Source organism: Streptomyces sp. P9-A4 (genome assembly GCF_036634195.1).
GTDB lineage: Bacteria > Actinomycetota > Actinomycetes > Streptomycetales > Streptomycetaceae > Streptomyces.
On sequence record NZ_JAZIFY010000001.1, the window covers coordinates 5,324,993 to 5,351,271 of the forward strand.

General features: G+C 71.4%; 25 protein-coding genes. 20 read left to right on the top strand and 5 right to left on the bottom strand.

Annotated elements, in window-relative coordinates:
• Nucleotides 1-56: 56 nt before the first annotated feature.
• The 5 genes from V4Y03_RS24115 to V4Y03_RS24135 all read left to right on the top strand — a co-directional run bounded on the left by V4Y03_RS24115 (nucleotide 57) and on the right by V4Y03_RS24135 (nucleotide 4,672).
• Nucleotides 57-881 (top strand): hypothetical protein, encoded by an 825-nt coding sequence (locus V4Y03_RS24115; protein WP_332436266.1) that lies wholly within the window; start codon nucleotides 57-59, stop codon nucleotides 879-881.
• Between the two features lie 120 nt (nucleotides 882-1,001).
• The gene (locus V4Y03_RS24120; protein ID WP_317878489.1) at nucleotides 1,002-1,907 is read left to right on the top strand and encodes an ABC transporter ATP-binding protein; all 906 of its coding nucleotides are present in this window, start codon (nucleotides 1,002-1,004) and stop codon (nucleotides 1,905-1,907) included.
• A complete protein-coding gene (locus V4Y03_RS24125) occupies nucleotides 1,904-2,677 on the top strand; it encodes an ABC transporter permease (RefSeq protein WP_317878488.1) in 774 nt (257 codons plus the stop codon). The genes V4Y03_RS24120 and V4Y03_RS24125 overlap by 4 nt, the downstream gene beginning before the upstream one ends.
• Before the next feature lie 40 nt (nucleotides 2,678-2,717).
• Nucleotides 2,718-4,028 (top strand): sensor histidine kinase, encoded by a 1,311-nt coding sequence (locus V4Y03_RS24130; RefSeq protein WP_332436267.1) that lies wholly within the window; start codon nucleotides 2,718-2,720, stop codon nucleotides 4,026-4,028.
• Complete coding sequence (locus tag V4Y03_RS24135; RefSeq protein WP_317878486.1) at nucleotides 4,025-4,672, top strand: response regulator transcription factor; 648 nt, start codon at nucleotides 4,025-4,027, stop codon at nucleotides 4,670-4,672. The genes V4Y03_RS24130 and V4Y03_RS24135 overlap by 4 nt, the downstream gene beginning before the upstream one ends.
• A 213-nt stretch (nucleotides 4,673-4,885) precedes the next feature.
• Here the strand turns inward: V4Y03_RS24135 and glgX are convergent, their stop codons facing one another.
• Nucleotides 4,886-7,096 carry a glycogen debranching protein GlgX gene (gene glgX / locus V4Y03_RS24140; protein ID WP_332436268.1) on the bottom strand — a complete coding sequence of 737 codons (2,211 nt, stop codon included), beginning with the start codon at nucleotides 7,094-7,096 and terminating at the stop codon, nucleotides 4,886-4,888.
• Between the two features lie 143 nt (nucleotides 7,097-7,239).
• Between glgX and V4Y03_RS24145 the strand changes: the two genes are divergently transcribed.
• The 6 genes from V4Y03_RS24145 to V4Y03_RS24170 all read left to right on the top strand — a co-directional run bounded on the left by V4Y03_RS24145 (nucleotide 7,240) and on the right by V4Y03_RS24170 (nucleotide 13,744).
• Complete coding sequence (locus V4Y03_RS24145) at nucleotides 7,240-8,478, top strand: L,D-transpeptidase (protein WP_332436269.1); 1,239 nt, start codon at nucleotides 7,240-7,242, stop codon at nucleotides 8,476-8,478.
• Nucleotides 8,479-8,663: 185 nt separating this feature from the next.
• The gene (locus tag V4Y03_RS24150) at nucleotides 8,664-9,932 is read left to right on the top strand and encodes a L,D-transpeptidase (RefSeq protein WP_317878335.1); all 1,269 of its coding nucleotides are present in this window, start codon (nucleotides 8,664-8,666) and stop codon (nucleotides 9,930-9,932) included.
• A gap of 81 nt (nucleotides 9,933-10,013) precedes the next feature.
• The gene (locus V4Y03_RS24155; protein ID WP_332436270.1) at nucleotides 10,014-10,781 is read left to right on the top strand and encodes an enoyl-CoA hydratase/isomerase family protein; all 768 of its coding nucleotides are present in this window, start codon (nucleotides 10,014-10,016) and stop codon (nucleotides 10,779-10,781) included.
• 71 nt (nucleotides 10,782-10,852) lie between these two features.
• Nucleotides 10,853-11,359, top strand: coding sequence for an ATP-binding protein (locus V4Y03_RS24160; RefSeq protein WP_317878333.1), 507 nt, complete (start codon nucleotides 10,853-10,855; stop codon nucleotides 11,357-11,359).
• Nucleotides 11,360-11,756: 397 nt separating this feature from the next.
• The gene (locus V4Y03_RS24165; RefSeq protein ID WP_332436271.1) at nucleotides 11,757-12,524 is read left to right on the top strand and encodes a polysaccharide deacetylase family protein; all 768 of its coding nucleotides are present in this window, start codon (nucleotides 11,757-11,759) and stop codon (nucleotides 12,522-12,524) included.
• A complete protein-coding gene (locus V4Y03_RS24170; protein ID WP_332436272.1) occupies nucleotides 12,524-13,744 on the top strand; it encodes a YncE family protein in 1,221 nt (406 codons plus the stop codon). Before V4Y03_RS24165 ends, V4Y03_RS24170 begins: the two co-directional genes overlap by 1 nt.
• Before the next feature lie 4 nt (nucleotides 13,745-13,748).
• On the opposite strand, the gene V4Y03_RS24175 is transcribed toward V4Y03_RS24170, so the two are convergent.
• A complete protein-coding gene (locus tag V4Y03_RS24175) occupies nucleotides 13,749-14,396 on the bottom strand; it encodes a GNAT family N-acetyltransferase (RefSeq protein ID WP_332436273.1) in 648 nt (215 codons plus the stop codon).
• 74 nt (nucleotides 14,397-14,470) lie between these two features.
• On the opposite strand from V4Y03_RS24175, the gene V4Y03_RS24180 reads away from it, so the two are divergent.
• From V4Y03_RS24180 to V4Y03_RS24220, 9 genes are all read left to right on the top strand, one after another.
• Nucleotides 14,471-14,686, top strand: coding sequence for an EF-hand domain-containing protein (locus V4Y03_RS24180; protein ID WP_317875566.1), 216 nt, complete (start codon nucleotides 14,471-14,473; stop codon nucleotides 14,684-14,686).
• A 68-nt stretch (nucleotides 14,687-14,754) separates the two neighbouring features.
• Nucleotides 14,755-15,663, top strand: coding sequence for a CopD family protein (locus tag V4Y03_RS24185; RefSeq protein ID WP_317875565.1), 909 nt, complete (start codon nucleotides 14,755-14,757; stop codon nucleotides 15,661-15,663).
• Between the two features lie 216 nt (nucleotides 15,664-15,879).
• Nucleotides 15,880-16,230 carry a cupin domain-containing protein gene (locus V4Y03_RS24190; RefSeq protein WP_332436274.1) on the top strand — a complete coding sequence of 117 codons (351 nt, stop codon included), beginning with the start codon at nucleotides 15,880-15,882 and terminating at the stop codon, nucleotides 16,228-16,230.
• Between the two features lie 15 nt (nucleotides 16,231-16,245).
• Nucleotides 16,246-17,910, top strand: a complete 1,665-nt coding sequence (locus tag V4Y03_RS24195) for a methionine--tRNA ligase (protein ID WP_332436275.1) — start codon at nucleotides 16,246-16,248, stop codon at nucleotides 17,908-17,910.
• Between the two features lie 40 nt (nucleotides 17,911-17,950).
• A complete protein-coding gene (locus V4Y03_RS24200) occupies nucleotides 17,951-19,051 on the top strand; it encodes an FAD-dependent oxidoreductase (protein WP_332436276.1) in 1,101 nt (366 codons plus the stop codon).
• Nucleotides 19,036-20,139: a hypothetical protein gene (locus V4Y03_RS24205; protein ID WP_332436277.1), complete on the top strand. Its 1,104-nt coding sequence runs from the start codon at nucleotides 19,036-19,038 to the stop codon at nucleotides 20,137-20,139. The genes V4Y03_RS24200 and V4Y03_RS24205 overlap by 16 nt, the downstream gene beginning before the upstream one ends.
• Entirely contained in the window at nucleotides 20,139-20,696 is a 558-nt protein-coding gene (locus tag V4Y03_RS24210; protein ID WP_317875560.1) for a DUF4178 domain-containing protein, read from the top strand. Before V4Y03_RS24205 ends, V4Y03_RS24210 begins: the two co-directional genes overlap by 1 nt.
• On the top strand, nucleotides 20,689-21,510 hold the full coding sequence (locus V4Y03_RS24215) for a class I SAM-dependent methyltransferase (RefSeq protein WP_332436278.1): 822 nt from the start codon (nucleotides 20,689-20,691) through the stop codon (nucleotides 21,508-21,510). The genes V4Y03_RS24210 and V4Y03_RS24215 overlap by 8 nt, the downstream gene beginning before the upstream one ends.
• Before the next feature lie 6 nt (nucleotides 21,511-21,516).
• On the top strand, nucleotides 21,517-22,506 hold the full coding sequence (locus tag V4Y03_RS24220; protein ID WP_317875558.1) for an SIS domain-containing protein: 990 nt from the start codon (nucleotides 21,517-21,519) through the stop codon (nucleotides 22,504-22,506).
• A gap of 239 nt (nucleotides 22,507-22,745) precedes the next feature.
• On the opposite strand, the gene V4Y03_RS24225 is transcribed toward V4Y03_RS24220, so the two are convergent.
• From V4Y03_RS24225 to V4Y03_RS24235, 3 genes are read right to left on the bottom strand one after another with little or no spacing between them, the layout of a single operon-like run.
• Nucleotides 22,746-24,215, bottom strand: coding sequence for a hypothetical protein (locus V4Y03_RS24225; protein ID WP_332436279.1), 1,470 nt, complete (start codon nucleotides 24,213-24,215; stop codon nucleotides 22,746-22,748).
• Nucleotides 24,215-25,576, bottom strand: coding sequence for a KGGVGR-motif variant AAA ATPase (locus tag V4Y03_RS24230; protein WP_332436280.1), 1,362 nt, complete (start codon nucleotides 25,574-25,576; stop codon nucleotides 24,215-24,217). The genes V4Y03_RS24225 and V4Y03_RS24230 overlap by 1 nt, the downstream gene beginning before the upstream one ends.
• On the bottom strand, nucleotides 25,573-26,049 hold the full coding sequence (locus tag V4Y03_RS24235; RefSeq protein WP_332436281.1) for a hypothetical protein: 477 nt from the start codon (nucleotides 26,047-26,049) through the stop codon (nucleotides 25,573-25,575). The genes V4Y03_RS24230 and V4Y03_RS24235 overlap by 4 nt, the downstream gene beginning before the upstream one ends.
• Nucleotides 26,050-26,279: the final 230 nt, after the last annotated feature.

Here is a 26,279-nt window from a genome sequence, read left to right on the forward strand (position 1 = left end):
CCCGCACGTCGCAGACTTGCCCAGCCCCGCACGGGGGAGGCACAGGGGAGAAACACATGACCACGCTCGACACCTACGAGACCCGCTGCGAGCAGCTGTTCCTCGCCGGCGGCAACGCCGCCGCGCGCCGGGCCGCGCAGGAGGGACTCGACTCCCTCGGCCCGCAGGCCGATCTCTACTGCTGGCTCGCTCTGGGGCACGCCGCCGAGGACGAGGACGACCACGACGACCTCGCCGAGGAGGCCTTCCGTGCCGGGCTGGCCCTCGACGGCGACCACCTCGGGCTGCTCGCCGGCTACGCCGAGCTGTGCCTGCGCGCCGACGCGTTCGACCACCCGGGCCGCGCCTCCCGCGCCCGCGTCCTCTCCCGCCGCCTGAAGGAGCTCGCCCCCGAGTCCGCCGAGGCCGACCGCCTGGCCTCCGCCGAACGCTGGGCCCGCCGAAGCTACTGGGACGAACTGCGGACGGCCGCCGCCCAGGGGGCCGTCGCCTCCCGGCAGACGCAGGACCAGGCCCGCGCGCTCACCGACGCCCTCGCCGCGGGCGGCGGCGACGCGGCCCGCGCCGCCGAGTCCGCCGCCCCCACCGACCGCGACGCCGCCGTCCTCGCCGCGACCGTCGAGGCGCTCGCGGGCCCGTGGAACGCGCCGGTGCGCCTGCTGGGGCGCCACCGCCCGGCGGCCTGGGCCGTCTCCATGGGCCTGGCCCTCCTCACCAACACACTGCTCCGGCAGACCGGCGCCGTCGACTCCTTCAGCTTCTGGGGCTACCTCTGGCTGCTCCCGGTCCTCCTCGTCGACCGCCGTTTCTCCTCCGTGCGCAAGGAGGCCGAGGCCCGCCACCTGACCCGCCTCGAAGCGGAGCTCGCGGCCCGCCACTGAACCGCCGGCCCCAACCCCCGCCCCGCCCCGAAGTCGTACCCGCCATCAGCCGATCGGCTGATGCCACGTCGAGCGCGATGGCCGATGTCCCGGCGCCGGCCGCGCCGACAGTCTGGGGACATGACAGCGATCGAGGTACGGGGACTGCACAAGGCGTACGGCGGCCGGAAGGTCGTGGAGGGGGTTTCCTTCGAGGTCGGTGAGGGCGAGGTCTTCGGGATCCTCGGTCCCAACGGCGCCGGCAAGACCACCATCGTGGAGTGCGTGGAGGGGCTGCGGACCCCCGACGAGGGCCTGGTCCGGGTCTGCGGGTACGACCCGGCCACCCAGCGGGCAGAGATCACCCGGCTCCTCGGCGTCCAGCTCCAGGAGAGCGAACTCCAGGCGAAGCTGACCGTCCGCGAGGCGCTCGACCTCTACGCCTCCTTCTACGAGCGGCCCGCCGACCGGCACGCGCTCGCCGAGCGGCTCGGCCTCCAGCCGCATCTGGGGACCCGCTTCGGGGAGCTGTCCGGCGGCCAGAAGCAGCGGCTCTTCATCGCCCTCGCCCTGATCGGGGACCCCCGGGTCGTCGTCCTCGACGAACTCACCACCGGCCTCGACCCGCGCGCCCGCCGGGAGGTCTGGGAACTCGTCGAGTCCATCAGGGACGGCGGCGTGACCGTGCTGCTCGTCACCCACTTCATGGAGGAGGCCCAGCGCCTCTGCGACCGGATCGCCGTCCTCGACCAGGGCAGGATCGCCGCGCTCGACACCCCCGACGGGCTGATCGGGCGGGCCACCGCCGCCAAGACGATCTCCTTCGCGGCCGACACCGCGATCGGCCCGGCCGAGCTGCGGTCCCTGCCCGGAGCCGTCTCCGTGGAGACGGCGGACGGCCGGACGGTCCTCAGCGGCACGGACGAGACCGTCACCGCCTTCGTCTCCCTCCTCGCCCGCCGGGGCGTCACCGCCGGACAGCTCCGGGTCACCGACGCCACCCTCGACGACGCCTACCTCGACCTGACAGGGACCGATCACCGATGAGCACGACCACCGCCGTACCCCGCGCCCCGCGTTCCGCCACCGCCGCCGTCCTGCGCACCGAGGCCCGGCTCTTCACCCGTGAGCCCGGCGCCCTGTTCTGGGTGATGATCGCGCCGACCGTGCTGCTCACGATCCTCGGCCTGATCCCCTCTTTCCGGGAGGCCGTCCCGGAGCTCGGCGGGCGCCGGACCATCGACGTCTACGTCCCCGTCGCCGTGCTCTTCGCCCTCATCATGTCCGGGCTCAACGCCATGCCCCCGGTCCTCGCCGGCTACCGGGAGCGCGGCATCCTGCGCAGGATGTCCACCACACCCGTACGCCCCGGAGCGCTGCTCACCGCCCAGCTCGTCCTGCACGCCGTCGCCGCGCTGGTCTCCTCGTGCCTGGTGATCGGGGTGGGCAGGGTCGCCTTCGGCGTCGCCCTGCCGGAGAACCTCGTGGGCTACGGACTCGCCCTGGTCCTCGCCGTGGCGGGAGGCCTGGCCCTCGGCGGAGCGGTGTGCGCGGTCTCCCGTACGCAGAAGATCGCCACGGCGCTCGGCTCGGTCGTCTTCTTCCCCACCATGTTCACGGCCGGTGTGTGGGTGCCGGTCCAGGCCATGCCGGATACGCTGCAGCGGATTGTCCAGTTCACCCCGTACGGCGCTGCTTCCCGGGCCCTGGACGCCGCCGCCTCCGGGGGCTGGCCCGCCGGGGCCGCGCTCGCCGTGATGGCGGTGTGGACGGTGCTGCTGACCGGTGCGTCGGTGCGCTGGTTCCGCTGGCAGTGAGCGCGGCCGACCGCGGCCGGGAGAGGACGGCAGGGACACCGTGCCGATCACCGTCGAGGAACCCTGGCGCCTCTTCTACCGCTGGGGGCCGTACGCCCTGCTCGCCGTCGCCACCTGCATCGCCGTCGCGGCGGACCCGCTGACGGAGGGTACGCGGTTCACCGCGGCGGGCACCCTGGTGGCCGCCGGGCTGCTGCTCCAGCTGGGGTGGGACCGCTACAACCGCCGGACGGAGGCGGAGACCACCGGGACCGCGGAGGACGGCGTCCCGCACGTCGCCGGGCCCGGGTTCCGGCTGGTGCCCGGGGCCGCCGGGCCCGTCTCCGTCGCCTACTTCCTCCTCCGTACCGGCCTCGCCTTCACGCTCACCCTGTTCAACCCCTTCTTCTCGATCTACGCCTCCGTCGGCTTCTTCGACGCCGTCCACCTGCTGCCCCGGCGCCTCTTCCGGGCCGGACTCCTCGCCGTCGCCGTCATCATGGCCGGTGCCCAGTCCGGCGGACTGCCGCCCTCCTCGCTCGTCCAGTGGGTGGCCTTCGCCGGACTGTTCGGCCTGAACGCCGGTCTCGCCGTGCTCTTCTCGCACCTCGGCGCCATGGAGGCCGAGAAGGCCGTCGAGCGGGCCGCGACCATCGCCGAACTCGCCCGCGCCAACCAGCGCCTCGAACAGGCCCTCGCCGAGAACGCGGCCCTCCAGGCGCAGCTGCTCCTCCAGGCCCGCGAGGCCGGGATCGCCGACGAGCGGCGCCGGCTCGCCGCCGAGATCCACGACACCATCGCCCAGGGCCTCACCGGGGTCGTCACCCAGCTCCAGGCCGCCCACGCCGTCCCGGACCGGGAGGCCGCCGAGGTCCACCTCCGGCGGGCCGCCGACCTCGCCCGGCACAGCCTCGGCGAGGCCCGCCGCTCGGTGCGGAACCTGAGCCCGGTCGCCCTGGAGCACGACCCGCTCCCCGAGGCCCTGCGCAAGACCGTCGCCGACTGGGCCGAACGCACCGGCGTCGACACCCGCTTCACCGTCACCGGAGCCGAACGGCCGCTCCACGACGAGGTGGCCGCCACCCTGCTGCGGATCGCCCAGGAGGCCCTGTCCAACGCCGCCCGGCACTCGGGGGCCGGCCGGGCCGGCGTCACCCTCTCCTACATGGGCGACGAGATCACCCTCGACGTACGGGACGACGGGCGCGGTTTCGACCCGCTGTCCCGCCCCGAACGGAGCCGCGCCGAGGGCGGGTTCGGGCTCGACGGCATGCGGGCCCGCGCCGAGCGCCTCACCGGGTCCGTCACCGTCGAGACCGCGCCGGGCGAGGGTACGGCGATCTCCGCTCGCGTACCGTTGGGCGCGCCATGACTGACATCACCCTGCTGATCGTCGACGACCACCCCGTCGTACGGGACGGCCTGCGCGGCATGTTCGCCGCGGCCGGTTCCGGCTTCCGGGTCCTCGGCGAGGCCTCCGACGGCGTCGAGGCCGTCGCCCTCGCCCACCGTCTGGACCCGGACGTCGTCCTGATGGACCTGCGGATGCCCGGCGGGAACGGCGTCGACGCCATCGCCGAGCTGGCCCGCCGCGGCGCCCGCTCCCGGGTCCTGGTCCTCACCACCTACGACACGGACACCGACACGCTCCCGGCGATCGAGGCGGGCGCCACCGGCTACCTGCTCAAGGACGCGCCGCGCGAGGAGCTGTTCGGGGCCGTGCGGGCCGCGGCCGAGGGCCGGACCGTGCTCTCCCCGGCGGTCGCCTCCCGTCTTGTCACCGCCGTCCGCGCCCCCGCCGCCGGAGCCGACGGCGGGGCCCTCTCCGCGCGCGAGAGCGAGATCCTCGCCCTGGTCGCGAAGGGCACGGCCAACCGGGCCATCGCCGCCGAGCTGTTCATCAGCGAGGCCACCGTCAAGACCCATCTCACCCACATCTACGGCAAGTTGGGCGTGAAGGACCGGGCGGCAGCCGTCGCCACCGGGTACGACCGGGGCATTCTGGGCCGTTCCTGAGCCGGGAGTGCGCACAGAGTCAACGATCCGTGCGCCGGGGATCAACGACACCGCAGGGCCTCCGGCCGAGACTGGTCCCACACGCGGGTGGCCGGACGGGGGCACGTTCCGGCGGCCCGCGGCGCGGGTGTCCGTGCGGGCCGTCCCCCGGCCCGCCGGGGGAGCACCCGCCCGCCCGGCCACCGCCGTCGCGCCGCGGTGGCCGGGCGGCCCTCACTCCCTGACCCGCAGCAGCACCGTCGAGCGCGCTCCGACGGTGAGCGTCCCGCCGCCCCGGTGGACCGTCCCGGGGGCCGCCGACTGGTCCTCGCGCGCCGTGTCGACGACCAGTTCGTACGTCTGGGCCCAGGGCGGGCCGGGGAGGCGGAAGTCCAGCGGGCGGGCGCCCGCGTGCAGGACCGCGAGGAAGCTGTCGTCGGTGATCCGCCTACCGCGCTCGTCCCGGCCCGGTATGTCGCGGCCCGACAGATAGAGGCCGAGCGTGGCCGTCGGCGCGTACCAGTCGGGCTCCGTCATTTCGGCGCCCTCCGCCGTGAACCAGGCCAGGTCCCGCAGCCCGTCCGCGCCCTGCGGGCGGCCGGAGAAGAAGGCGCGGCGGCGCAGCACCGGGTGGCGGTGGCGCAGGGCGAGGAGGCGGCGGGTGAGGGCGAGGAGCTGGTCCCGGCCGGGGGAGTCCGGGAGGGTCCAGTCGACCCAGCCGGTCTCGTTGTCCTGGCAGTAGGCGTTGTTGTTGCCGCCCTGGGTGCGGCCCATCTCGTCGCCGGCGACGAGCATCGGGACGCCGGTGGAGAGCAGCAGGGTGGTGAGGAGATTGCGCTGCTGCCGCAGCCGCAGGGCGTTGATCCCGGGGTCCTCGGTCTCGCCCTCCACCCCGCAGTTCCAGGACCGGTTGTCGTGGGTGCCGTCGCGGTTGCCCTCGCCGTTGGCCTCGTTGTGCTTGCGCTCGTAGGTGACGAGGTCCCGCAGGGTGAAGCCGTCGTGGGCGGTGACGAAGTTGACGGAGGCGTACGGGCGGCGCCCGCCCCAGGCGTACAGGTCGCTGGAGCCGGACAGCCGGTAGCCGAGGTCGCGCACGTCGGGCAGGGCGCCGCGCCAGAAGTCCCGTACGGCGTCCCGGTAGCGGTCGTTCCACTCGGTCCACAGCGGGGGGAAGGCGCCGACCTGGTAGCCGCCGTTGCCCACGTCCCAGGGTTCGGCGATCAGTTTGACCCGGCGGAGCACCGGGTCCTGGGCGATGACCGCGAGGAAGGGGGAGAGCATGTCGACGTCGTGCATCGAGCGGGCGAGCGCCGCCGCCAGGTCGAAGCGGAAGCCGTCGACGCCCATCTCCGTCACCCAGTACCGCAGCGAGTCGGTGATGAGCCGCAGCACCTGCGGCTGCACGACGTGCAGGGTGTTGCCGCAGCCCGTGTAGTCGGCGTACCGGCGGGCGTCGGACTGGAGCCGGTAGTAGCCCCGGTTGTCGATGCCCTTCAGGGACAGGGTGGGGCCCAGTTCCCCGGCCTCCGCCGTGTGGTTGTAGACGACGTCGAGGATGACCTCGATCCCGGCCGCGTGCAGCGCCCGCACCATCCGCTTGAACTCGCCGACCTGCTGGCCGGCCGTCCCCGAGGAGGAGTAGCCGGCGTGCGGGGCGAAGTAGCCGATCGAGTTGTAGCCCCAGTGGTTGCGCAGGCCCCGCCGCAGCAGATGGTCCTCGTGGGCGAACTGGTGCACCGGCAGCAGCTCCACCGCCGTCACCCCGAGCCGTACGAGGTGCTCGACCGCCGCGGGGTGCGCCAGGCCCGCGTAGGTGCCCCGCAGCCGCTCGGGGACGCCCGGGTGGAGCCGGGTGAAGCCCTTGACGTGCAGCTCGTAGATGACCGAGTCCTGCCAGGGTGTCTTGGGCCTGTGGTCGTCGGACCAGTCGTCTTCGTCCTGGACGACGACCCCCTTCGGGACGTACGGCGCCGAGTCCCGCTCGTCGCGCACGGTGTCGGCCACGTGCTGCTGCGGCCAGTCCCGGACGTGCCCGTACACCTCCGGCGGCAGCCCGTGCCGGCCGTAGTCGCCGTCGACGGCCCGCGCGTACGGGTCGAGGAGCAGCTTCGCCGGGTTCCAGCGGGCGCCCGTCCACGGGTCCCAGCGGCCGTGCACCCGGAAGCCGTACCGCTGCCCCGCCCCGATCCCGGGCACGAAGCCGTGCCAGATCTCATGGGTCAGCTCGGTCAGCGGCAGCCGCCGCTCCGTGCCGTCCGCGGTGAACAGGCACAGCTCCACCGCCTCCGCCCCGCCCGCCCACAGGGCGAAGTTGGTGCCCGCGACCCCCGCCGGGCCGACCCGGCAGCGGGCGCCCAGGGGTGTGGGCGCGCCCGGCCACACCGGTGGCCCCGCCCGCTCCCGGGCATGCTCGGACACCGCCTCCTGCTCGGCTGCGCTCGCCACCGTCCCGGCCTCCCGCGGCTCGTCGGGCCCGCACCCGGGGGAGCGGCGGCGTCCCGGCCGCCGCCCCCTCGGGTGGTCCTCCTCCTGTTCTGCCCGCGCGGCCGTCCTCCCAACATGACCCGCACGCACGTTTCCCCTGGAGGGTGGCCGTCGTTGGGCCGAGCGTGACAGTTGTATGGAAGCGGGCGAGGTACGCCCTCGCGGTGGCGGGACTGATGGCGGGCCTCGTGGGCTGCACGGCGGCGGACGGCGGAGGCGGGATCGACATCGGCCTGCCGGGGAAGGCGCGGGCCCCCGGTGATGTCATCCGGGTGAGCCCGGAGGACGGCGGGCGCGGGGTGCAGGCCGAGGGTCCGGTGGAGGTGAGGGTGGACGCCGGGCGGCTCGAACGGGTGACGGTCGCCCAGGTCGACGACGGCCGCCGGACGGCGGTCGCCGGGGAGATCTCGGCGGACGGGCTGCGCTGGCGACCCCGGCCGGACACCCGGCTCGCGCTGGCCGCGAAGTACAGCGTGGACGCGGTCGCGCTCGACGCGCACGGGCGCCGCTCCGCCCGGCACACCACCTTCACGACGGTGGTGCCGGAGAGCCGCTTCATCGGCTACTTCAAACCGGAGAACCGTTCCACGGTCGGCACCGGCATGATCGTCTCCTTCGGCTTCAACATGCCGATCGAGAACCGGGCCGAGGTCGAGCGGGCCGTCCGGGTCACCTCCGACCCGCCGGTGGAGGTGGTCGGCCACTGGTTCGGCAAGGAGCGGCTCGACTTCCGGCCCGCCGCGTACTGGGCGCCCGGCACGAGGGTCACCGTCGAGCTGGGCCTGCGGGACGTCGAGGGCGCCCCCGGGGTGTACGGCATCCAGCGCAAGACGGTCGGCTTCACCGTCGGCCGCTCCCAGGTCTCCCTGGTCGACGCCGCCGCGCACACCATGGAGGTACGGCGGGACGGCGAGGTCCTCGCCACCCTGCCGATCACGGCGGGGGCGCCGAAGACCACCACGTACAACGGGAAGATGGTCGTCACCGAGCTGTACGACGTGACGCGGATGGACGGGCGCACGGTCGGCTTCGGCGGCGAGTACGACATCAAGGACGTGCCGCACGCGATCCGGCTGACCGACTCGGGGACCTTCCTGCACGGCAACTACTGGGCCTCGTCCGACACCTTCGGCTCCGCGAACGTCAGCCACGGCTGTGTGGGGCTGCGGGACGAGAAGGGCGGCAGCGCGGACGCGCCGGCGGGCTGGTTCTTCGAGCGGACGATCATCGGCGACGTGGTGGAGGTGGTCAACTCCCGTGACCGGAAGGTCGCTCCCGACAACGGCCTCGGCGGCTGGAACATGGAGTGGAACCTCTGGAAGGCGGGCTCGGCTCTGCACTGATCCCACGTCCCCCTCGTACCACCCGGCACGCCTGCTCCCGTAGCAGGTCGATCGGGACGGAACGGTGACATTCACGAGGATCTTTCGTGTCCTGCGGTGTGATTGTCTATCGCCGTGTGCGCGAGTGGATGCGCACGGGGGTGGGGCCGTGGCAGTGCCAGGCCGTGCGAGGGGAGACGACCACAGTGAACGGGCAGCCGATATCGGGGGCATCGGTAGGGGCCGAGGGGCGGCGGGGCCGACGCGGGGGCGTCGGACTGCGGGCCCTGGCGGCGGGGGCGATGCTCCTGGTGCTCACCGCCTGCGGCGGGGGAGCGACCGCCGGCGGCGGTACGGGGGGACAGGGGCCGGCGGCCCAGGGCGGCGGCGGTACGCAGGACAACAACGCGGCCTCCCAGGCGGTCGTGACGATCCTTCCGAAGGACGGCGCCGACTCGGTCGCCACCAGCGGGGTCCTCAAGGTCACCGCGGAGCAGGGCAAGCTGACCACGGTCACGGTCGCCGACTCCAAGGGCACCGCGATCGACGGGAAGATCGCGGCGGACGGCGCCAGCTGGTCGCCGACCTCGCACCTGTCGGGCGGCACCCAGTACAAGGTGCACGCCATCGCGAAGGACTCGGCGGGCCGTGAGTCGGCGAAGGACACCTCCTTCACCACGCTGGTCCCGAAGAACACCTTCATCGGCCACTACACGCCGGAGGACGGTTCGACCGTCGGCGTCGGCATGCCGGTGTCCATCAACTTCACCCGGGGCATCACGGACCCGGAGGCCGTCGAGAAGGCCATCAAGGTGACGGCCGTGCCGTCGGTGCCGATCGAGGGCCACTGGTTCGGCAACGACCGCCTGGACTTCCGCCCGGAGGACTACTGGGCCGCCGGCACCAAGGTGACCGTGCACCTCAACCTGGACGGCGTCGAGGGCCGCCCCGGCGTCTACGGCAAGCAGAAGAAGACGATCACCTTCACCATCGGCCGCCGTCAGGTCACCACCGTCGACGCGAGCGCCAAGACGATGAAGGTCGAGCGCGACGGCAAGGTCATCAAGACGATCCCGATCACCGCGGGCGCCCCGTCGACGACCACGTACAACGGTCAGATGGTCATCAGCGAGAAGTTCAAGGTGACCCGGATGAACGGGGCCACCGTCGGCTTCGGCGGCGAGTACGACATCAAGGACGTGCCGCACGCGATGCGCCTGTCCACCTCCGGCACCTTCGTGCACGGCAACTACTGGGCCTCGGCGGGGACGTTCGGCTCCTCCAACGTCAGCCACGGCTGCGTCGGCCTCCAGGACGCGCGGGGCGCGGGCGACAGCTCCATGCCGGCCGCCTGGTTCTACGACCGCTCGATCATCGGTGACGTGGTCGTCGTGAAGAACTCGAACGACAAGCAGATCAAGCCCGACAACGGCCTCAACGGCTGGAACATGAAGTGGTCGGAGTGGATCGCGTAGCCGTACGCGACTGAGAGCGGGCCCGGTGCTGTGAGCAACAGCACCGGGCCCCTCCGCGTTAACGGACACTAACCTCTCCGTATGACTGTGAACCTCGAAGTCGCCGAAGGCGTCGGCACCATCCGCCTCGACCGCCCCCCGATGAACGCCCTGGACATCGCGACCCAGGACCGGCTGCGCGAGCTGGCCCAGGAGGCGACCGACCGCGACGACGTGCGCGCCGTGGTGATCTACGGCGGCGAGAAGGTGTTCGCGGCCGGCGCGGACATCAAGGAGATGCAGGTCATGGACCACGTGGCCATGGTCAAGCGCTCCCGCGCCCTCCAGGACGCCTTCACCGCCGTCGCCCGCATCCCCAAGCCGGTCGTCGCCGCGATCACCGGCTACGCCCTGGGCGGCGGCTGCGAGCTGGCGCTCTGCGCGGACTACCGGATCGCCGCCGACAACGCGAAGCTGGGCCAGCCGGAGATCCTGCTCGGCCTGATCCCGGGCGCGGGCGGCACCCAGCGCCTCTCCCGCCTGGTCGGCCCGTCCAGGGCCAAGGACCTCATCTTCACCGGCCGGATGGTCAAGGCGGACGAGGCCCTGACGCTGGGCCTGGTCGACCGGGTCGTGCCGGCCGCCGAGGTGTACGAGCAGGCGCACGCCTGGGCGGCCCGGCTCGCGCAGGGCCCGGCGGTCGCGCTGCGGGCCGCGAAGGAGGCGGTCGACCAGGGTCTGGAGACGGACATCGACACCGGTCTCGCCATCGAGCGCACCTGGTTCGCCGCCCTGTTCGCGACCGAGGACCGCGAGACCGGGATGCGCAGCTTCGTCGAGGAGGGCCCGGGCAAGGCGAAGTTCGCCTGACGGGCGGTTCGGGGGGGTCGATTCCGTCGGAACGGCCCCCGCGAACCCTCCGGTGCGGCCATGATGGGGGCATGGCGGGCCTGGAGGGTAGGGAACAACCGTGGCAGCGCGCGAGCGCGGCCGCAGCGCGGTGGTCACCGGCCGCGGATGACGAACAGGCCGCCGAAGCAGTGGAGTTGTACGGCAACCCGGCCGATGAGGACGTGCGGCTGCCGTCCCTGCCGGAGTCCGCGTGGCTGGCCCGCAGGCTCACCCAGCACGTCGTGCTGCGGCAGTGGGCGCTCGGCCCGCAGATCGCGGAGTACGCGGTGCTGCTGGTCTCGGAGCTGGTCGGGAACGCGGTGCGGCACACGGGTGCCCGCTCCTTCGCGTTACGTCTCCAGCGGCGGCGCGGCTGGATCCGGGTGGAGGTGCGCGATCCCTCGCGCGGACTGCCCTGTCTGATGCCGGTGCACGAGCTGGACACCAGCGGCCGGGGGCTCTTCCTGGTGGACAAGCTCTCCGACCGCTGGGGCGTGGACCTGGCTCCGCGCGGCAAGACGACCTGGTTCGAGATGCGGGTCGCGGACCGCCCCTGAGGGCGTGGCCCCGGCCGGCCCCGCACGCACGGAAGCCCCCGTGCGCCGTGGTGGGGTGCGTGGGGGCTTCCGTGTGGAGCGCCGTGGACGGGGGGGTGTGTATCCACGGCCGCTATGTCGACCTGGCCCGGGTCAATGGGGGTCGTGTCTCCGACTATGGCAGACAGGTGGCCTTGCCGCCAAAAGTCCCTACTGGGGCAATCCAGGTCAAACCCGGACAGTTTCATAGTGAATCATTGGTGACGTGCGGCACTCGCCTTGCAAACAATGAATGACTATGCGGTTCATGGGTTGTTTCCCCGGCTCGTCCGCATGCTGGACGCCCCTTCGAAGCCAATAAACGTCCTGAATTGGCCTAATCGTAATAAATCAGGCATCTCTGTCCTTGAATGGTCGCGTGAAGCCGACCGACCGCCGAGGAATCCTCCGGGCGGGCGCGGCCGCCGCCCTCGCGGGAGCCCTCGCCACCGCCTGCGGCACGGAGCCCCGCCCCGCCGCCGCCCCCGTGCCCCGGGGCCCCGCCCCCGCACCCCACGCCGCGCCCGCGCCCCGGCGCCTGCCCGGACAGCCCGCCGAGATCGCCCACGGCCCCCGCGACCGGCCCCGCGTCGCCCTCACCTTCCACGGCCAGGGCGACCCCGCCCTCGCCCGGACCCTCCTCGGCCAGGCCGAGAAGGCCGGTGCCCGCGTCACCGTCCTCGCCGTCGGCAGCTGGCTCGACGCCCACCCCGACCTGGCCCGCCGTGTCCTCGACGGCGGCCACGACCTGGGCAACCACACCCAGCGCCACATCGACATCAACGCCATGACCGAGGACCGGGCACACGCCGAGATCGCCGCCTGCGCCGACCGGCTGCGCCGGCTCACCGGCTCCATCGGCACCTGGTTCCGGCCCTCCCGCACCCAGCACGCCGCCCCCGCCGTCCTGCGCGCCGCCCGGCGGGCCGGATACCCGCACGTCCTCTCGTACGACGTCGACTCCCTCGACTTCACCTCGCCCGGCGCCCCCGCCGTCGTCCGCAACGTCACCGGCACGGTCCGCGCCGGCTCCGTCGTCAGCCTGCACTTCGGCTACCCGGACACCGCCGCCGCGCTGCCCCTCCTCCTCGCCGACCTCGACCGCCGCGGACTGAGCGCGGTCACCACCACGGAGCTGCTGACCTGATGGCACACCCCACGCAGAGCCACCGCGCACGGAACCACCGCACCACCGGGCGCCTCGCGCCGCGGGCCCTCCTCGCCGCCGCCCTCCTCGTCGGCCTCGCCGGCTGCGGCGGCGGCGACCCGGGAGAGGGCGCCACCACCGTGAAGAAGGCCGCCGCCCCCGCCGTACCCAAACCGGCGACGGCCCCCGCCGGGCTCCCCGGGATGCCGCCGCTGCTCGACCCGAAGGACGTCTACGCCGCGGACCGGCCCGACCGGCTCTCACCGGTCGTCAAGAACTTCCCCTCCCGGGTCTACGTCCCCAACACCGCCTCCAACACGGTCTCCGTCATCGACCCCGCCACCTACCAGGTCGTCGAGACCATCCCCGTCGGCAACCAGCCCCAGCACGTCGTGCCCTCCTGGGACATGAAGACCCTCTGGGTCAACAACAACCGGGGCCACACGCTCACCCCGATCGACCCCGCCACCGGCGTCGCCGGGAAACCGGTCGAGGTCCACGACCCGTACAACCTCTACTTCACGCCCAACGGCAAGTACGCCGTCGTGATGGCCTCGCTCGACCGCGAGCTCGTCTTCCGCGACCCCCACACGATGGAACGGAAGAAGACCGTCCCGGTCAGCTGCTACGGCGTCAACCACGCCGACTTCTCCGCCGACGGGCGCTACTTCGTCGTCTCCTGCGAGTTCTCCGGCGAACTGCTCAAGGTCGACACCGAGAAGATGGAGGTGATCGGCCAGCAGAAGCTGCCCTTCGAGGGCGCCATGCCGCAGGACGTGAAGATCTCCCCGGACGGCAAGACCTTCTACGTCGCCGACATGATGGCCCACGGCATGTGGGTCCTGGACGGCGAGAAGTTCACCACCCCGACCCTGCTCCCCACCGGCAAGGGCTGCCACGGCCTCTACGTCGGCCGGGACTCGCGCGAGATGTACGTCTCCAACCGCGGCGAGGGCACGGTCTCCGTCTTCGACTTCGAGAAGAACAAGCTGACCAAGAAGTGGCACCTGCCCGACGGCGGCTCCCCCGACATGGGAGGCGTCTCCGCCGACGGCAAGGTCCTGTGGCTCTCCGGCCGCTACGACGCCGAGGTCTACGCGATCGACACCACGACCGGCCGCCAGCTGGCCCGCATCCCGGTCGGCAGCGGCCCCCACGGCCTCGCCGTCTACCCGCAGCCGGGCCGCTACTCCCTCGGGCACACCGGGATCTTCCGGTAGCGGGTCAGCCGGCGACGAGGAGCGCCTCCGAGGCCACCGGGCGGTAGCCCGCCGCCTGGAAGACCCGGACGCTGCGGGCGTTGCCCGGGGACTGCTGGGCCCAGACCACCTCGCCCGGAGCGAGGTGGCGGGCCGCCGTCGCCAGGGTCCGGCCCAGACCCCGGTGGCGCACCTCCTCGTCCACCTCGATCGCCGCCTCCCAGCGGCCCGCGACGCCCCGGCCCAGGACCAGCACCCCGCCGTCCGCCGCCCACACCCGGACCTCGTCGCGGAACCTCAGCGCCCGCGCCACCCGGGGGTGCCGATCCTGGACCGGGGCGTCGAGCTCCCGCAGCTCCAGCGGGGGAGGGCCGGGCAGCGTGTCCGCGACGGTGAGCAGGTCGATCGTGTTCATACGGCGGCCGGTACGGGCCATGAGCGCGAGCAGGAAGCCCGGGTTCATGCTCGCCGCCAGCGGGTCGCTCGACGTGGCCGCCAGCTCGGCCCGTACCCACGCCGGGTCGGCGTCCGTGAAGACGACCGAGTGGGCGGTGAAGGCCAGCACCCCGGCGTCCCTGGGGCCCGGCTGCGGCACCACCGTCGTCGACCCGTCCGGAGCGGGAAACTCCCCGCGTGCCGCCGCCGCCATGATCACTGCCAGCTCCTCGCTCATACCCCCATCATCCGGGAACGCCGGGCCAGCTAATCTGACCCCCGTCAGAGAAGCACCGAGAAGGGGTGAAAGCAGTGGCGGACATCGAGTCGGCACGCACGGCATTCAACAAGTTCGACGCCGACGGGGACGGTTTCATCACCGCCGCGGAGTACAAGAGCCTCATGGCGAAGCACGGCGACTTCAACGTCACCGAGTCGGTCGCCGAGGTGCTCATCAAGCAGCGCGACGACAACGGCGACGGCGTGCTCTCCTGGGACGAGTTCTGGGCGCACTACAGCAAGGCCTGAGCCGCCGGCCCGGACGGGCGGGGCAACGCTGAGTTGCCGCCCGTCCGGGGCTCGGTGACGATCGTCCGGTGACCCTTCCCGGATCCTTCGGTACCCCGAGCCGTCTGACAGCGGTGGTCCTCGCCGCAGCGGCCGTCCTCGGCGTCGCCCTGCTGGGCGCCGGTCTCGCCCAGACGGGTACGGGCGAACTGCGGATACCCGCCGCGGGCACCACCACGGTGCTGCGGCTCCTCGTGCTCACCGGTCTGGCCGTGCACGTCGGCGAACTCGCCGGACGCCGGCTCGCCGGCGAAGGACCACGGCCCCGCGCCTGGTCCGCCCCCGCCGCCCTCCTCGCCGCGACCGCCTCGGCCGGACTCCTGCTGCTCTTCACCGTCGTCAGCGGACTGAGCACGCGCGTGGTGTACGGACTCCGCGAGGGCCGCCTCCTGCTCGTCGCCGCCAACGCCTTCGTGCTGGCCGCCCTCTGCGCCGCCTCCCGGCGCCCCGGGCTCGCCGTGCTCCCGCTCGCCCTCGCCGTCGGGGCCGAGGCGCTGCGCGCCCACCCCGAGACGAACCAGCCGCTCCTGGGGAGCGGCCTCACCGTCGTCCACCTCACCGCCGCCTCGCTGTGGACCGGCACGCTCCTGTACGTGCTCCGCACCATGCGGCTCAGGGGCGGCGGGCGGGACGTGCTGCTCCGGTACGCCCGGATGGCCGCCTGGGCGTACGCGGCCCTCGCCGTCACCGGCACCCTGTCGACCCTGCGCAAGCTGCCGCTGGACGCCGTCCTGAGCACCGCCTACGGACGGCTGCTGCTGGTGAAGCTGGTGCTGTTCGGCGGGGTGAGTCTGCTGGCGCTGGCCGCCCGGGGACGGCTGATGTCCGGCGGGAACGCCCAGGCACCCGCGCGCGTGGAGGTGTCCGTCCTCGCGGGGATCGTCCTCGTCTCGGCGCTGCTCACGGTCGTCCCCGCCCCGCACGGCTTCGCGCCCTGACCGTCGTGTGACACGGCTCCGCCGCGGGCGGCGCCGTGGGGGCCGGGCGACCCGCACGCGCACCGGGCGGTTCGCCGTTCCCTTGACAGCGGATGAGGTGCGCTTCATGATTCAAACGAAATCAAGTGAGTTGACGCACAGAAGCAACGGATTTCGTTGCTACGTACGCCAGTTGCAGCCGAATCCGTGAGTCGTCGATGGCTGGAGTTATCTCGCATGCTGATTCGTCCGATGGCCGACGCCGACCTCGTCGAGGCGTACGGCATCCGCTACCAGCAGCTCTATCCCGGTGGCGGCGAGGACCTCGCGCCCTGGGGATTCGGCCGCGCGGTCGTCGAGCCCGGCGGTGTGACCGACCCGCACGCACATGACGAGAACGAGGTCTTCCTGATCCTGGAGGGCGCGGGCGAGATGACGATCGGCGAGGAACGCCGGCCCATAGGCCCGGACACGGCCGTGTTCATTCCGGCCGGGAACCCCCACTTCATCAGGAACACCGGCGACAGCGAGCGACTGACCTTCCTGTCGATCTACTGGCCCACGGCGCACGGGCGCATCGACCTCTGAGGAGAGCGGCACACCATGGCCAAGTTCAGCATCGTCACCGCGGCTCCACCCACGCCCAACGGAGATCTCCACCTCGGGCATCTCGCGGGCCCCTACTCGGGGGCCGACATCTTCGCCCGCGCCTGCCGGCTGCGGGGCGAGCGGAGCGTGTACGCCACCGGCTCGGACGTGCACCAGAGCTATGTGCCGGCCAAGGCCCGCACCCTGGACCTCGAACCGCTCGACATGGCTCAGGGGTTCGCGGACGAGATCGCCGCGATCTTCTCCTCGGCCGACTTAGCCACCGACTCCTACGTACGCCCCCAGCACTCGCCGCTTCACCGTGAGACCGTCCGCGACTTCATCCGCGCGCTCCACGACGGAGGCCGCCTGGAGCGGCGCACCGAGGACTGCCTGTACTGCGAGCGCTGCCGGCGCTACCTCTTCGAAGCGCATGTCACCGGAGCGTGCCCCCGGTGTGCGGCGGCCAGCGACGGGAACTCCTGCGAGAACTGCGCCTGGCCCAATGTGTGCACCGACCTGGTGGACCCGCGGTGCAACGCCTGCGGCGACACCCCGACGCTCCGTTCCTACGAACGGCTCGTCTTCCCGCTGAGCCGGTATGCCGAACGGCTCGCCGCGTTCCACGACAGGACCGTACTGAGCCCCCAGGTCGAAACCCTGTGCGCGACGCTGACGGAGCACGGCCTGCCGGACATCCCGATCAGCCACCCCACCGACTGGGGCATACCCGTGCCGGTGGAGGGCTTCGAGGACCAGCGCGTCTACGTCTGGGCCGAGATGGTGCCCGGCTACCTCGCCTCGTTCGCCGAAGCGCTGGGCAGTGCCGACGGCAGTGGCGCGGCCGCGGACTGGCGGCAGGTCTGGGACGACCCCGGGACCGAAGTGGTGCAGTTCTTCGGCTTCGACAACGGCTACTTCCACGCGGTGCTGTTCCCGGCCCTCCTCATGGCGTACGACGAGACGCTGCGGCTGCCGGCCGCGCTGCTGTCGAACGAGTTCTACGAGCTCGAAGCGGCCAAGTTCTCCACCAGCAGGCGCCACGCGATCTGGGCGTCCGACCTGCTGGCCCATGTTCCCTCGGACACCGTCCGGTTCGTCCTCGCGTACGACCGTCCCGAGGACCGGCGCACGAACTTCACCTGGGACCGCTTCCGCGCACTGGCGGACGGCGAACTCGTCGGCACCTGGCAGCCCTGGCTCGACGCCCTCTTCACCCGCATGGAGGCGACGGGCTCCGGACGCGTCCCGGACGCCGCGGGCGCCACCCGCTCCCACCTTCGCTACCTCGCCGACCTGGACCGGCTCGCCGAGCGCGGCCACCGCGCGTACCGGGCCGAGGGCTTCTCGCCCCGGCTCGCGACCCGCGTCCTGTGCGAACTCGTGCGCGGCGCCGAGGGGTTCGCGGCGGCCCAGAGCCGTCTGTACGCCTCCCGGCCCGGGTCCGCCGAAGCCGCGGCGGCGCTCGCGGCCGAGGCCGCGACCGCCCATGTCCTCGCCCAGCTCGCCCAGCCCGTCATGCCGCAGTTCGCCGAGCGGCTGTGGCAGGCGCTCGGCTGCGCGGGAGAGCCGGTCCGCACGGAAGCGGCACTCCTTCCCGCCGGGCAGGCGGTCAAGGGCGGCGGCACCTTCTTCACCCCGCTGGACGCGGACCTCGAGGTCAAGGTGATGGGCGCGTGACCCGTCGGCACCCGCGGGCCTCGGCACCCGCCGCGCGCGGATGACCCGTTCACAGAGCGCCCTCGTCGTCGGGGGCGGGGTCTTCGGGCTGTCGATCGCACGGGAACTCGCCCGCCGCGGCCGACGGGTGACCCTCGTCGATCGCCAGTCGCCCGGACACGCCGTCCCCGCCGGCCCGTCGACCGCGGAATCCCGCATCCTGCGCTGTTCGTACGGAACGCGGCAGTGGTACTCCGCGATGGCCCACGCCTCCGCACAGCAATGGCGTGACCTCGAGAAGGAGGCCGGCCGGGAACTCCTGGTCCCCTGCGGTGTCATCGGCTTCGCGTCCCGCGCGCCCTCGGAACCGGCGGACGCCGACGGGGAGCTGGCCTCGCTCGCCGCCCTGAGCGAACTCGGCATCCCTGTCGAGAAGTTGACGCCGCAGTCCGTGGCGCGCCGCTTTCCGGGCGTGGCGGACGTGGACCTGGACTTCGCGGTGTACGAACCCGAGTCGGGCGTGCTCCGGGCCAGGGAGGCCGTGGGGGCCCTGGCCGAGTCGGCGCAGCGGTACGGGTGCCGGATGCTGCGGGGCGCCGCCCGTCCCGACGGTGCCGGGGTGCGGATCGACGACGCCGAGACGTACACCGCGGATGTGGTCGTCTGGACGGTCGGGGCCGCGCTGCCCGACCTCTTCCCCGGGCTGACCTCGGCCCGTGCGGCGCACCAGGTCAGCTACTACCTGGACTCCACGGCGATGCCGTGCGCCCCGGGAGGTCCGGCGTGGATCGATCGCCGCCGCGGCCTCTACGGGGTGGGGGCGCTGAGTCCCCGGGGGGTCAAGGTCGTCCCGGACGTGGAAACGCCCGTCGGCGCGCCCGCACCGGCCGCCCGCCCCGAACTGCCCGCCACGGCCCGGTCGTACCTGCGCGGGCGGTTCCCCGCCCTCGCCGCCGCGCCGGTGGCGACGGCCGAGACCTGTGCCTACGCGGCGATGGAGGACGAGGAATTCCTCGTGGGACGGCATCCGGCCCACGAGCACGTGTGGCTGGTCGGCGGGGACTCGGGCCATGGGTTCAAAAACGCTCCGACGTGGGGGAAGTACGTATGCGACGTGATGGACGGGACGACAACGGTGCACTCCAGATGGCGGCTGCGTTAGGCGCGGCCCCGCCCGGCGGCGACGACCCGCTGCAGGCCGCGCTGGGGCGGCTCGTGCCCGGCGACCGGCGCCGGAGCTTCGGCGCGGACATCGACGCGGCGCACGAGGTGCTCCTGTCCACGGCCTCGCGGGAGCGGAAGGAAGCGGAGCTGCTGCGCTGGTTCGGGCGCTCGCAGCCCTGTGTCTTCGCCAAGGTCACGGCACGCGCGGCGGCGCATCCGGCACTCGACGTGTGCTGGATCGACGAAGCCGACCTGGAGCGCGGTGCCCACCACGTCCGGGAGCGGCTCCAGCGGGCCAGGACCGCATGGAAGCGGCGGGCGGCCGCCGGTCTCACCAGCAGTCTGCAGGTCATGTTCAACAGCGAGGTCCTCGCGTACGCCGAGCCGGGACCCGAACTGGTCGAGGTCCTCCTGATGCTGACCGGTCTCTACCTGCCGGAGTGGGCGCCCGTGGAAGCCGACACGATATGCCTCGACGGCATCCCCCTGCGGCGGCCCGGCGGCCGACTCGAGCTCTACGCCGCCAGCATGACCACGTTCTTCACCGGAGCCCATCTGACTCGGGCGCACGACCACCGGGTCCCGGGAGGCGTGCTCCTGAACGTCAACGCGGTGGGCCACCACACCCAAGCGGCGTACGACGCGGGGCAGTTCGACTGCCCGGCCGCGGCCGTCGAGCGTTCACACCAGACGGCACTCCGTTCCGTCGGCAACGGCGGCATCGGCCATCCGGACGGCCGCAGCAGCACCTGGCACCTCAGGAAGGGGCAGCCCGGCGGCCAGGGGCAGAGCGGTCCGCGGCGGCCCGGCTACGTACCGCCCGACGCGGACCCCGAACGCTACGGGTCGCAGTACCACATCGACGTGACCGTCAGCTCCCAGTACGCCGACCCCGGCCCCTGCCCCCCACCCGTACCGCCCGCCGAACCCGAGGAATGGACGATGATGCTCGACTACTTCACGGCCGAAGAGACGCCCGGGTATCACAACCCCGCACTGATGAGGGGGCTGCCGATAACGCCCGGACAGGCCGGCGACGCGCCGTGGAAGCCGGATTCCCGGCCCGGCGACCGCCGCGAGTTCTGATGTCCGGCGCGCCACGGTCCGCGAAGGCGACCGCGACCGCGAACACGACCGGTCGGGAGCACGAACTGCTGCGCCTGGTACCGGGATCCACCGTGTCCGTCGACGGAGCACCCCGCACTGTGAGGGGCGCGATCCAGATCCGCGGCGCCACCCAGCGCTGGGCCGAGTACCTGCTCGAAGCAGGCACCCCGTCGTTGTGGCTGGCGGTCGAGGAGCTGGCCGACGGCGGCGTACGGCTCTCCCGATGGACGCGCACCACGGCGGACGCGGCGGGATTCGATCCTCTCCGGCCCGTGCTGCACGGCGTTCCCCTCGTCGAGACGGAGCGTGGCGAGGGCGACTTCGAAGCCGCAGGGGAATTCGGGGCGGACGGAGAGGGCCGAGGCGACGGTCTCGGCGGCCTCACCCCCGGCCGCGGACGGCTCGACTACATCGACTTCGCCGGCCCCGGCGTACGCGCCTCCCTGGAGCGGTTCGTCCCCGGCGCCCCCGGACTGCTCGGCATCGGAACGGATCTGCCCGCACCGGGCGACAGAACGGACGAGCACCATGCCTGATGACAGCCCGGCCAGTTGGCTGGACACCTTCTTCACCAGCGTCTACACGGACTCCGACCTCGAACTGCGCGACGCCGCGACCACTGAGGCCATGGTCCGCTGTGTCTCAGCCGCGCTCGGCCCGGCTCCCGGCGCGGCCCTCATGGATCTGGCCTGCGGCACCGGGCGGCACAGCGTCCCGCTCGCCGCGGCGGGGTACCGCGTCACCGGCGTCGACCTGATGCCGGACTACCTCGACGAGGCCCGCGCCCGCGCCCGCCGCGCGGGGCAGCAGGTCGACTTCGTACAGGCCGACATGAGGAACCTCGAAGCCCTCCCGTCGGGCTCCTTCGACGCGGTCGTCAGCCTGCACACCAGTTTCGGCTTCTTCGACACCGACGAGGAGAACCTCGCCGTCCTCGCCCAGATCCGCCAGGTCCTCGCCCCGGGCGGAAAGCTGCTCATCGACGTGATGAACCGTGACTGGTTCCTGAGCCAGAGCGGGGAGTCGTTCGGAGTGGAGCCGCACGATTTCGTCGTCCGCAACTTCGACTCCAGCTCCGGTACCACCTACCTCTACGAGGAGCGGTTCGCCCCGCTGACCAGCAGAGTCCGGTGGCACATCCGCTCCGTCGAGAACGCCCCGGCGAACAACGGCCGGGAACGGACCGTGACCGCCGACTACCGCGTCTACAGCGCGCATGAGCTCGCCGCCCTGCTGACCCGCGCGGGCTTCGAGATCCTCGGTCTCCACGGCGACTACGACCTCGCCCCGTTCCATGTGCACTCACCGCACCTCATCCTCACCGCCACCACCACTCCTCGGGAGAACTGACCGCACATGTCCGACATCGCAGCACAGCCCGCACTGCACCGCATGATCCACGCCCAGGCCGACGCGGTGGAGCGGATGGCCGAGATCGACCTGACCGCCCCCGCCGAGAAGCTGGCGGGAGCCCGCCGCGTCTTTCTCGTCGGTACCGGCACCAGCCGGCACGCGGCCGAGCTGGGCGTGATGATGCTGGCCGACGCGGGCGTGGACGCTCGCTGGGCCTCCGCGGCCCAGTTCGCCCGCTGGGGCACGCGGCTGAGCCCGGATGACGCCGTGGTCGTCATCACCCACACCGCCGAGACGGCGTTCGCGCTGCGCTGCCGCGAGCAGGTGCTGGCCGCCGGAGCGCGCCTGGTCTCCCTGACCGGCATCGGCAGCGGCTGGCCCGACGCGATCGAGACCGTGGAACGTGAGCAGTCCGAGACGTACACCGTCAGCTACACGGCCGCCCTCGCGGTCCTCGCCGGCCTTGCCCACCGGCTGGGCGCCGCGCAGTACGGACCCCAGGAGCTCCGGCGCACCGCGGCGGCCGTCCGCGCGGCGTACGAGGAGACGGCCGTCCACCGGATCGCGCTGCCCGCCCGTGTGCTGGCCGTCATCGGCGCCGGTCCCTGGGCCGTCACCGCTCGCGAGGGCGCGTTGAAGATCCGGGAGGCGTCCCGCACCCTCGCCGAGGGCTTCGAGGCGGAGCACTACCTCCACGGCTCGGCCGTCCCCTTCGGCACGGCGGACGGGCTCCTGCTGCTGGAACCCGCCGCGGACCCCGACGGACTGGTCGCCGCGCTCGGTGCGGCCGCCGAGCAGGAGGGCATCGCCGTGAGCACACTGCGGGCCCCCGAGGGCGGTCTCCCGCCCGTCCTGGCCCAGCTGCCCATGACCGTACGCCTGCAACTGCTGGCCGCCCGCTTCGCCGACGTACGGCAGCAGAACCCCGACGTGGCCATCGTCGGGGCCTGGGCCGAGCAGGAGCTGTGGACGCTGGGCGCACCCACCGGCTGAGCACGGCGGAGCCGGACACCGCAACGGGCCCCGACCAGCGCCGAAAGGCACATACGCGCTGGTCAGGGCCTAGAACCTCAGCACTCGATGATGTTCACCGCGAGCCCGCCGCGCGCGGTCTCCTTGTGCGTGACATGCAGGTCGGCACCATTTGATCATGGCGCTGACATGCAGCTGAGCGCCGGTGCCCTGTTCTGTGATGATGTCAGGGGGCCTTGCGCATCAATGAGTCTGCGCGGCTACGACTGGATCATAGGCACGCCGCCCTTACGTCCGATAGAGAACGCGATGCGGTAGACGTCGGGCAAATCGATCCTGCCATCCTTGCGGCGGCGCATAACGCCGAGTGCCATGAGCTCCTCGATCAGCTGTCGATAGTCGTCCGCGTAGCGTGGCCCGGTGCGGACCTCGTCGCTACTCCTCGTCGATGTGGCCACGCGCTCGGCCTCGCGTTGCAGCCGCTCGGTAAGGCCGGCCTGCGTCCACAGGCTGATCACAAGCTCCGGATCGATGGGCACCTGCTGACCCACGAGTGGCGTGATGGCGGTGTGCACCCAAGGCATGTCCTCCTGCACCTCGGTGACCCTGGTCTGCGAGGCAGACTGGACGCCGCGCCGGATGCCCTCGTGGTGCAACGGAAACTCGTGACCGGCGTAGCTGTCCCGCGTTTCTTCGACGGCCTTGACTAGTGCGTTCAGAAAGCTGCGTGGGCTGACCTGCTCAACTCCGTCCATCAGGTGATTGGGCAGCCAGGTATATGTGATGCCCTTGCGGAAGTTCGCTCCCATGTAGGGTCCCGCGATCACACTGAACGCATCCGCCTGGACCTTCTCGTCGCCACGGAGGGCCGAGGGCAGCTGGTGCCGACCCGCTGTGTGCTCAGTCCAGCCACCGGTAATGGCGCGAAAGCGGATGGACTCCTCGCCGTCGTGGTTGCCGAGGTAGTGGAAGAAGAGGCCGTAGAGATTGGCTCGGGACCATTGGAGGCTGGCGGCGTTTGAGGTCAACTTGGATGCATCGGGGAAGTTGAGTAGCGCCCCGTCGAACATGTCCGGACGGATGAAAACCTTGAACCGGATATTCCTTGTGCCAAGCCTCATCTCCAAGGCCAGTTGGAGGATGCCGGCAACCAAGCGGTCCGCCTGTGCACGATCCCAGTGCAGGTGCTCCAGGGCATCGAAGAGAATCAGCTGCGTGGTTCCCTCGGCATGGGCTAGCTGGTCAGCCTGTGCGATGGTCTGGTCCCGCTCGCTGGGGTGGGCGCGCACCCACTCGACCCGTTCGCGCCAACCTTGCAGCCCCAAGAGCGTCGGGTGGCGAAGGGCCACAAGGAGCACAGTGTTCCAGAGGTCATACGGGCGTACGGCCTCCTCCACGAGGCTGCGTAGCTCTCCGGGGCCTGGGTACAGCTCGGGCTGGATCTGGGCGCCATAGCCTGTCGCCACTGTTAGGTGGCGCAGCCTGTCATTGCGGTACTCCTCAGCGGCGACGGCGCGCAGCTTCTCGTCGAGCAGCGAGCGGTACCAGAATGTCTTTCCCACGCCACGACCGCCACGTACCACCGTGGTGTCTACATGCAGCGCTGCTCGGTGGCCGTCGGGTGTGAACAAGGTCGAGAGAGAGGGCGTAACCGTGTCCGCGTCCTGTGCAGGCGGCAGCGCCGAACTCAGCAGGTCGCGGTACTCGTCGACTCCGAGCGCGGTCGTCATCAGGGCCTTTCGGGAAAGATCAGGTGAGTGGCAGTGTCCAGGAAGGAATCGTACGCGGCTCTCACAAAGGAACGATCGGACCAGCCGGGGGTGCTGATCGCATCAAGTCCGACGAGTTCTAGGGTGAAGAGGATTGGGAGGGGCGAGTGCGGAGCTGAATCGTCCTCGGGGCTTGGGTTGTAGGCCGAAGGGTAGTCGTCAAGGTTCTCCCCGGACGGGACATCGTCGTAGAGAACGGAGAAGCAGGACCATGCGTGTTCCCGAAACGAATCCAGGTAAGCGTCCATCGGTCGTTCGGCGGAGTCTGGCACCATGGATGCGACCATGCGTAGCCTGTCCCTCACGGCTCGCGCCTGCCCGGCGTCGCGCCAGGCTGTGAAAAGATCGCGATATCCGTTCCAGGTGTGAGTATTGTCCGTTCCGAAGAGCAGGGCGATGTCACAGAGTCGAGAGATCGCGACTGCGGCGATGTCATGGATGCCTGCTCGACTGTCGAGCAAGATGACGTCAGGCGGACCGCTCATACGTGTAACCTCCTCCTCGCACGCCGCAATGGCCTCTTCCAAACGATCTGCGAATCCAGCTCCGTTTTTGGTGGGAACGTCGGCGTAGATCCTGTTCAGCTTCTCGACGTATGAGTAGGAAACTCCTGGCGCTCCTTTTCCCCGAGCTGGGGAAACCCAGATCTCGCCGACCTTGGCGTCGTAGCTGGATGCTTGGGCAACAAGATCCAGATCTGCCGTGTTGCTGACCGCTGACTCCACGAGCTGGTCGATAAGGCCGAACCGGGGAGTTGCCTCCTCAGAGAGAAGTAGCGGGCCGGAGCCAGGCGACTCCAGGTCGAGATCGACTACGAGGACACGATTGCCGCGGTCGGCTAGGTGCTTCGCGAGCATGGCGGTCGCAGTGGAGCGGCCGACACCCCCCTTGAATCCGTAGAGCGTGACTCGCGGAGTACGTGCCCCAGTTGCCTCGGGAGTCTGGCGTACCCGGGACCAGTCCTCACCGACGACTGTGCTCTCGAGCCACCTGATGCACCCTTGCCCAGGAGCGGCAAGGTAGCTGGACTCATCTACGACGCGGGGAGAGTCGAAGAGAGCGGCCGGCTGGAAGAGCGCGGAGCCGAGCACCACTGGCCGATTTGAGGCGTACCGCTCGAGGGAGGTGGTAAGGCGACTCCGCCACTCACTGAGCTTCGCTTCGTCGGGCCGCTGGTCCCTATCATCTAGAAGCAGGGAGACTTGGCCGAGGAGATCCCGCACTACCAGGACATCTACGCCGGTCGCGGCGACGTCACGGGCGACCTCCAGGGCGAGCGGTCGGGCTGTGTCAAAGCGGACCGGGTCCGGAAAGAGGCTCACGTGAGGGCTCCGTCGGTGAGGGCCTGGTCGTGCAGGCGGAGGAGAAGCTCGGCAGCGGTACGACGGTTGTGTACGTCGGCTTCGATGATGTCGGCTCCATCGCGATAGCGGTGGTCCACCGACCAGTTGTCGAACGGCGCCGAACTCTGAAGTACTGCGGCCAGTCTGCCGCCAGAACGGCCGGCGAGAAGCAGTGCCACGTCGGACCACAGCTCTGGTAGATGGCTGAAGAACTGAGGCTTGCCGTCGTCGTCCTGCACCCAGGGCTTCTTCGTTGGAAGTTTGCCTGGTTTCGTCGGGTCCATCGTTGCCCCCACGTACCGCAGCAGCAGGCTTTTCAACGCACACTCCACGGTGAACCCGAAGTGGTAGTCCGCGTTTGGCATCCGGCCGTCGTCGAGTAGGTACACCGCATCGTCGTAGTGGCGCAGCGCAGCACACGCGTAGTGCTCTGGCATGGGGGTATTGGACACGTGACGATCATAGAGACCCCCTGCGGCAAGCGGCTCTCCCCTTCCTCGAACTGTGCCGAGCATGAGGTGTCTGCCCGAGAGTAGTCGCCTGCGCTTGTCGACTCGGTGCCAGTCTGCGAGCACAACTGTGCAGCCATTCCTGCCAGGAGTGCGGTCGGTAAGGGCTACGCCGCTGCGGTCGTCTTACGGACTGATAGCCGCGATTCCGGGCATTCGTGGGCGGATATTGA

Excerpts from the sequence above, each read along its gene's own strand:
- V4Y03_RS24115 (WP_332436266.1), top strand. The coding sequence starts at position 57 with ATGACCACGCTCGACACCTACGAGACCCGCTGCGAGCAGCTGTTCCTC.
- V4Y03_RS24120 (WP_317878489.1), top strand. The coding sequence starts at position 1,002 with ATGACAGCGATCGAGGTACGGGGACTGCACAAGGCGTACGGCGGCCGG.
- V4Y03_RS24125 (WP_317878488.1), top strand. The coding sequence starts at position 1,904 with ATGAGCACGACCACCGCCGTACCCCGCGCCCCGCGTTCCGCCACCGCC.
- V4Y03_RS24135 (WP_317878486.1), top strand. The coding sequence starts at position 4,025 with ATGACTGACATCACCCTGCTGATCGTCGACGACCACCCCGTCGTACGG.
- V4Y03_RS24155 (WP_332436270.1), top strand. The coding sequence starts at position 10,014 with ATGACTGTGAACCTCGAAGTCGCCGAAGGCGTCGGCACCATCCGCCTC.
- V4Y03_RS24160 (WP_317878333.1), top strand. The coding sequence starts at position 10,853 with ATGGCGGGCCTGGAGGGTAGGGAACAACCGTGGCAGCGCGCGAGCGCG.
- V4Y03_RS24170 (WP_332436272.1), top strand. The coding sequence starts at position 12,524 with ATGGCACACCCCACGCAGAGCCACCGCGCACGGAACCACCGCACCACC.
- V4Y03_RS24175 (WP_332436273.1), bottom strand. The coding sequence starts at position 14,396 with ATGAGCGAGGAGCTGGCAGTGATCATGGCGGCGGCGGCACGCGGGGAG.
- V4Y03_RS24190 (WP_332436274.1), top strand. The coding sequence starts at position 15,880 with ATGCTGATTCGTCCGATGGCCGACGCCGACCTCGTCGAGGCGTACGGC.
- V4Y03_RS24195 (WP_332436275.1), top strand. The coding sequence starts at position 16,246 with ATGGCCAAGTTCAGCATCGTCACCGCGGCTCCACCCACGCCCAACGGA.
- V4Y03_RS24200 (WP_332436276.1), top strand. The coding sequence starts at position 17,951 with ATGACCCGTTCACAGAGCGCCCTCGTCGTCGGGGGCGGGGTCTTCGGG.
- V4Y03_RS24205 (WP_332436277.1), top strand. The coding sequence starts at position 19,036 with ATGGCGGCTGCGTTAGGCGCGGCCCCGCCCGGCGGCGACGACCCGCTG.
- V4Y03_RS24210 (WP_317875560.1), top strand. The coding sequence starts at position 20,139 with ATGTCCGGCGCGCCACGGTCCGCGAAGGCGACCGCGACCGCGAACACG.
- V4Y03_RS24215 (WP_332436278.1), top strand. The coding sequence starts at position 20,689 with ATGCCTGATGACAGCCCGGCCAGTTGGCTGGACACCTTCTTCACCAGC.
- V4Y03_RS24220 (WP_317875558.1), top strand. The coding sequence starts at position 21,517 with ATGTCCGACATCGCAGCACAGCCCGCACTGCACCGCATGATCCACGCC.
- V4Y03_RS24225 (WP_332436279.1), bottom strand. The coding sequence starts at position 24,215 with ATGACGACCGCGCTCGGAGTCGACGAGTACCGCGACCTGCTGAGTTCG.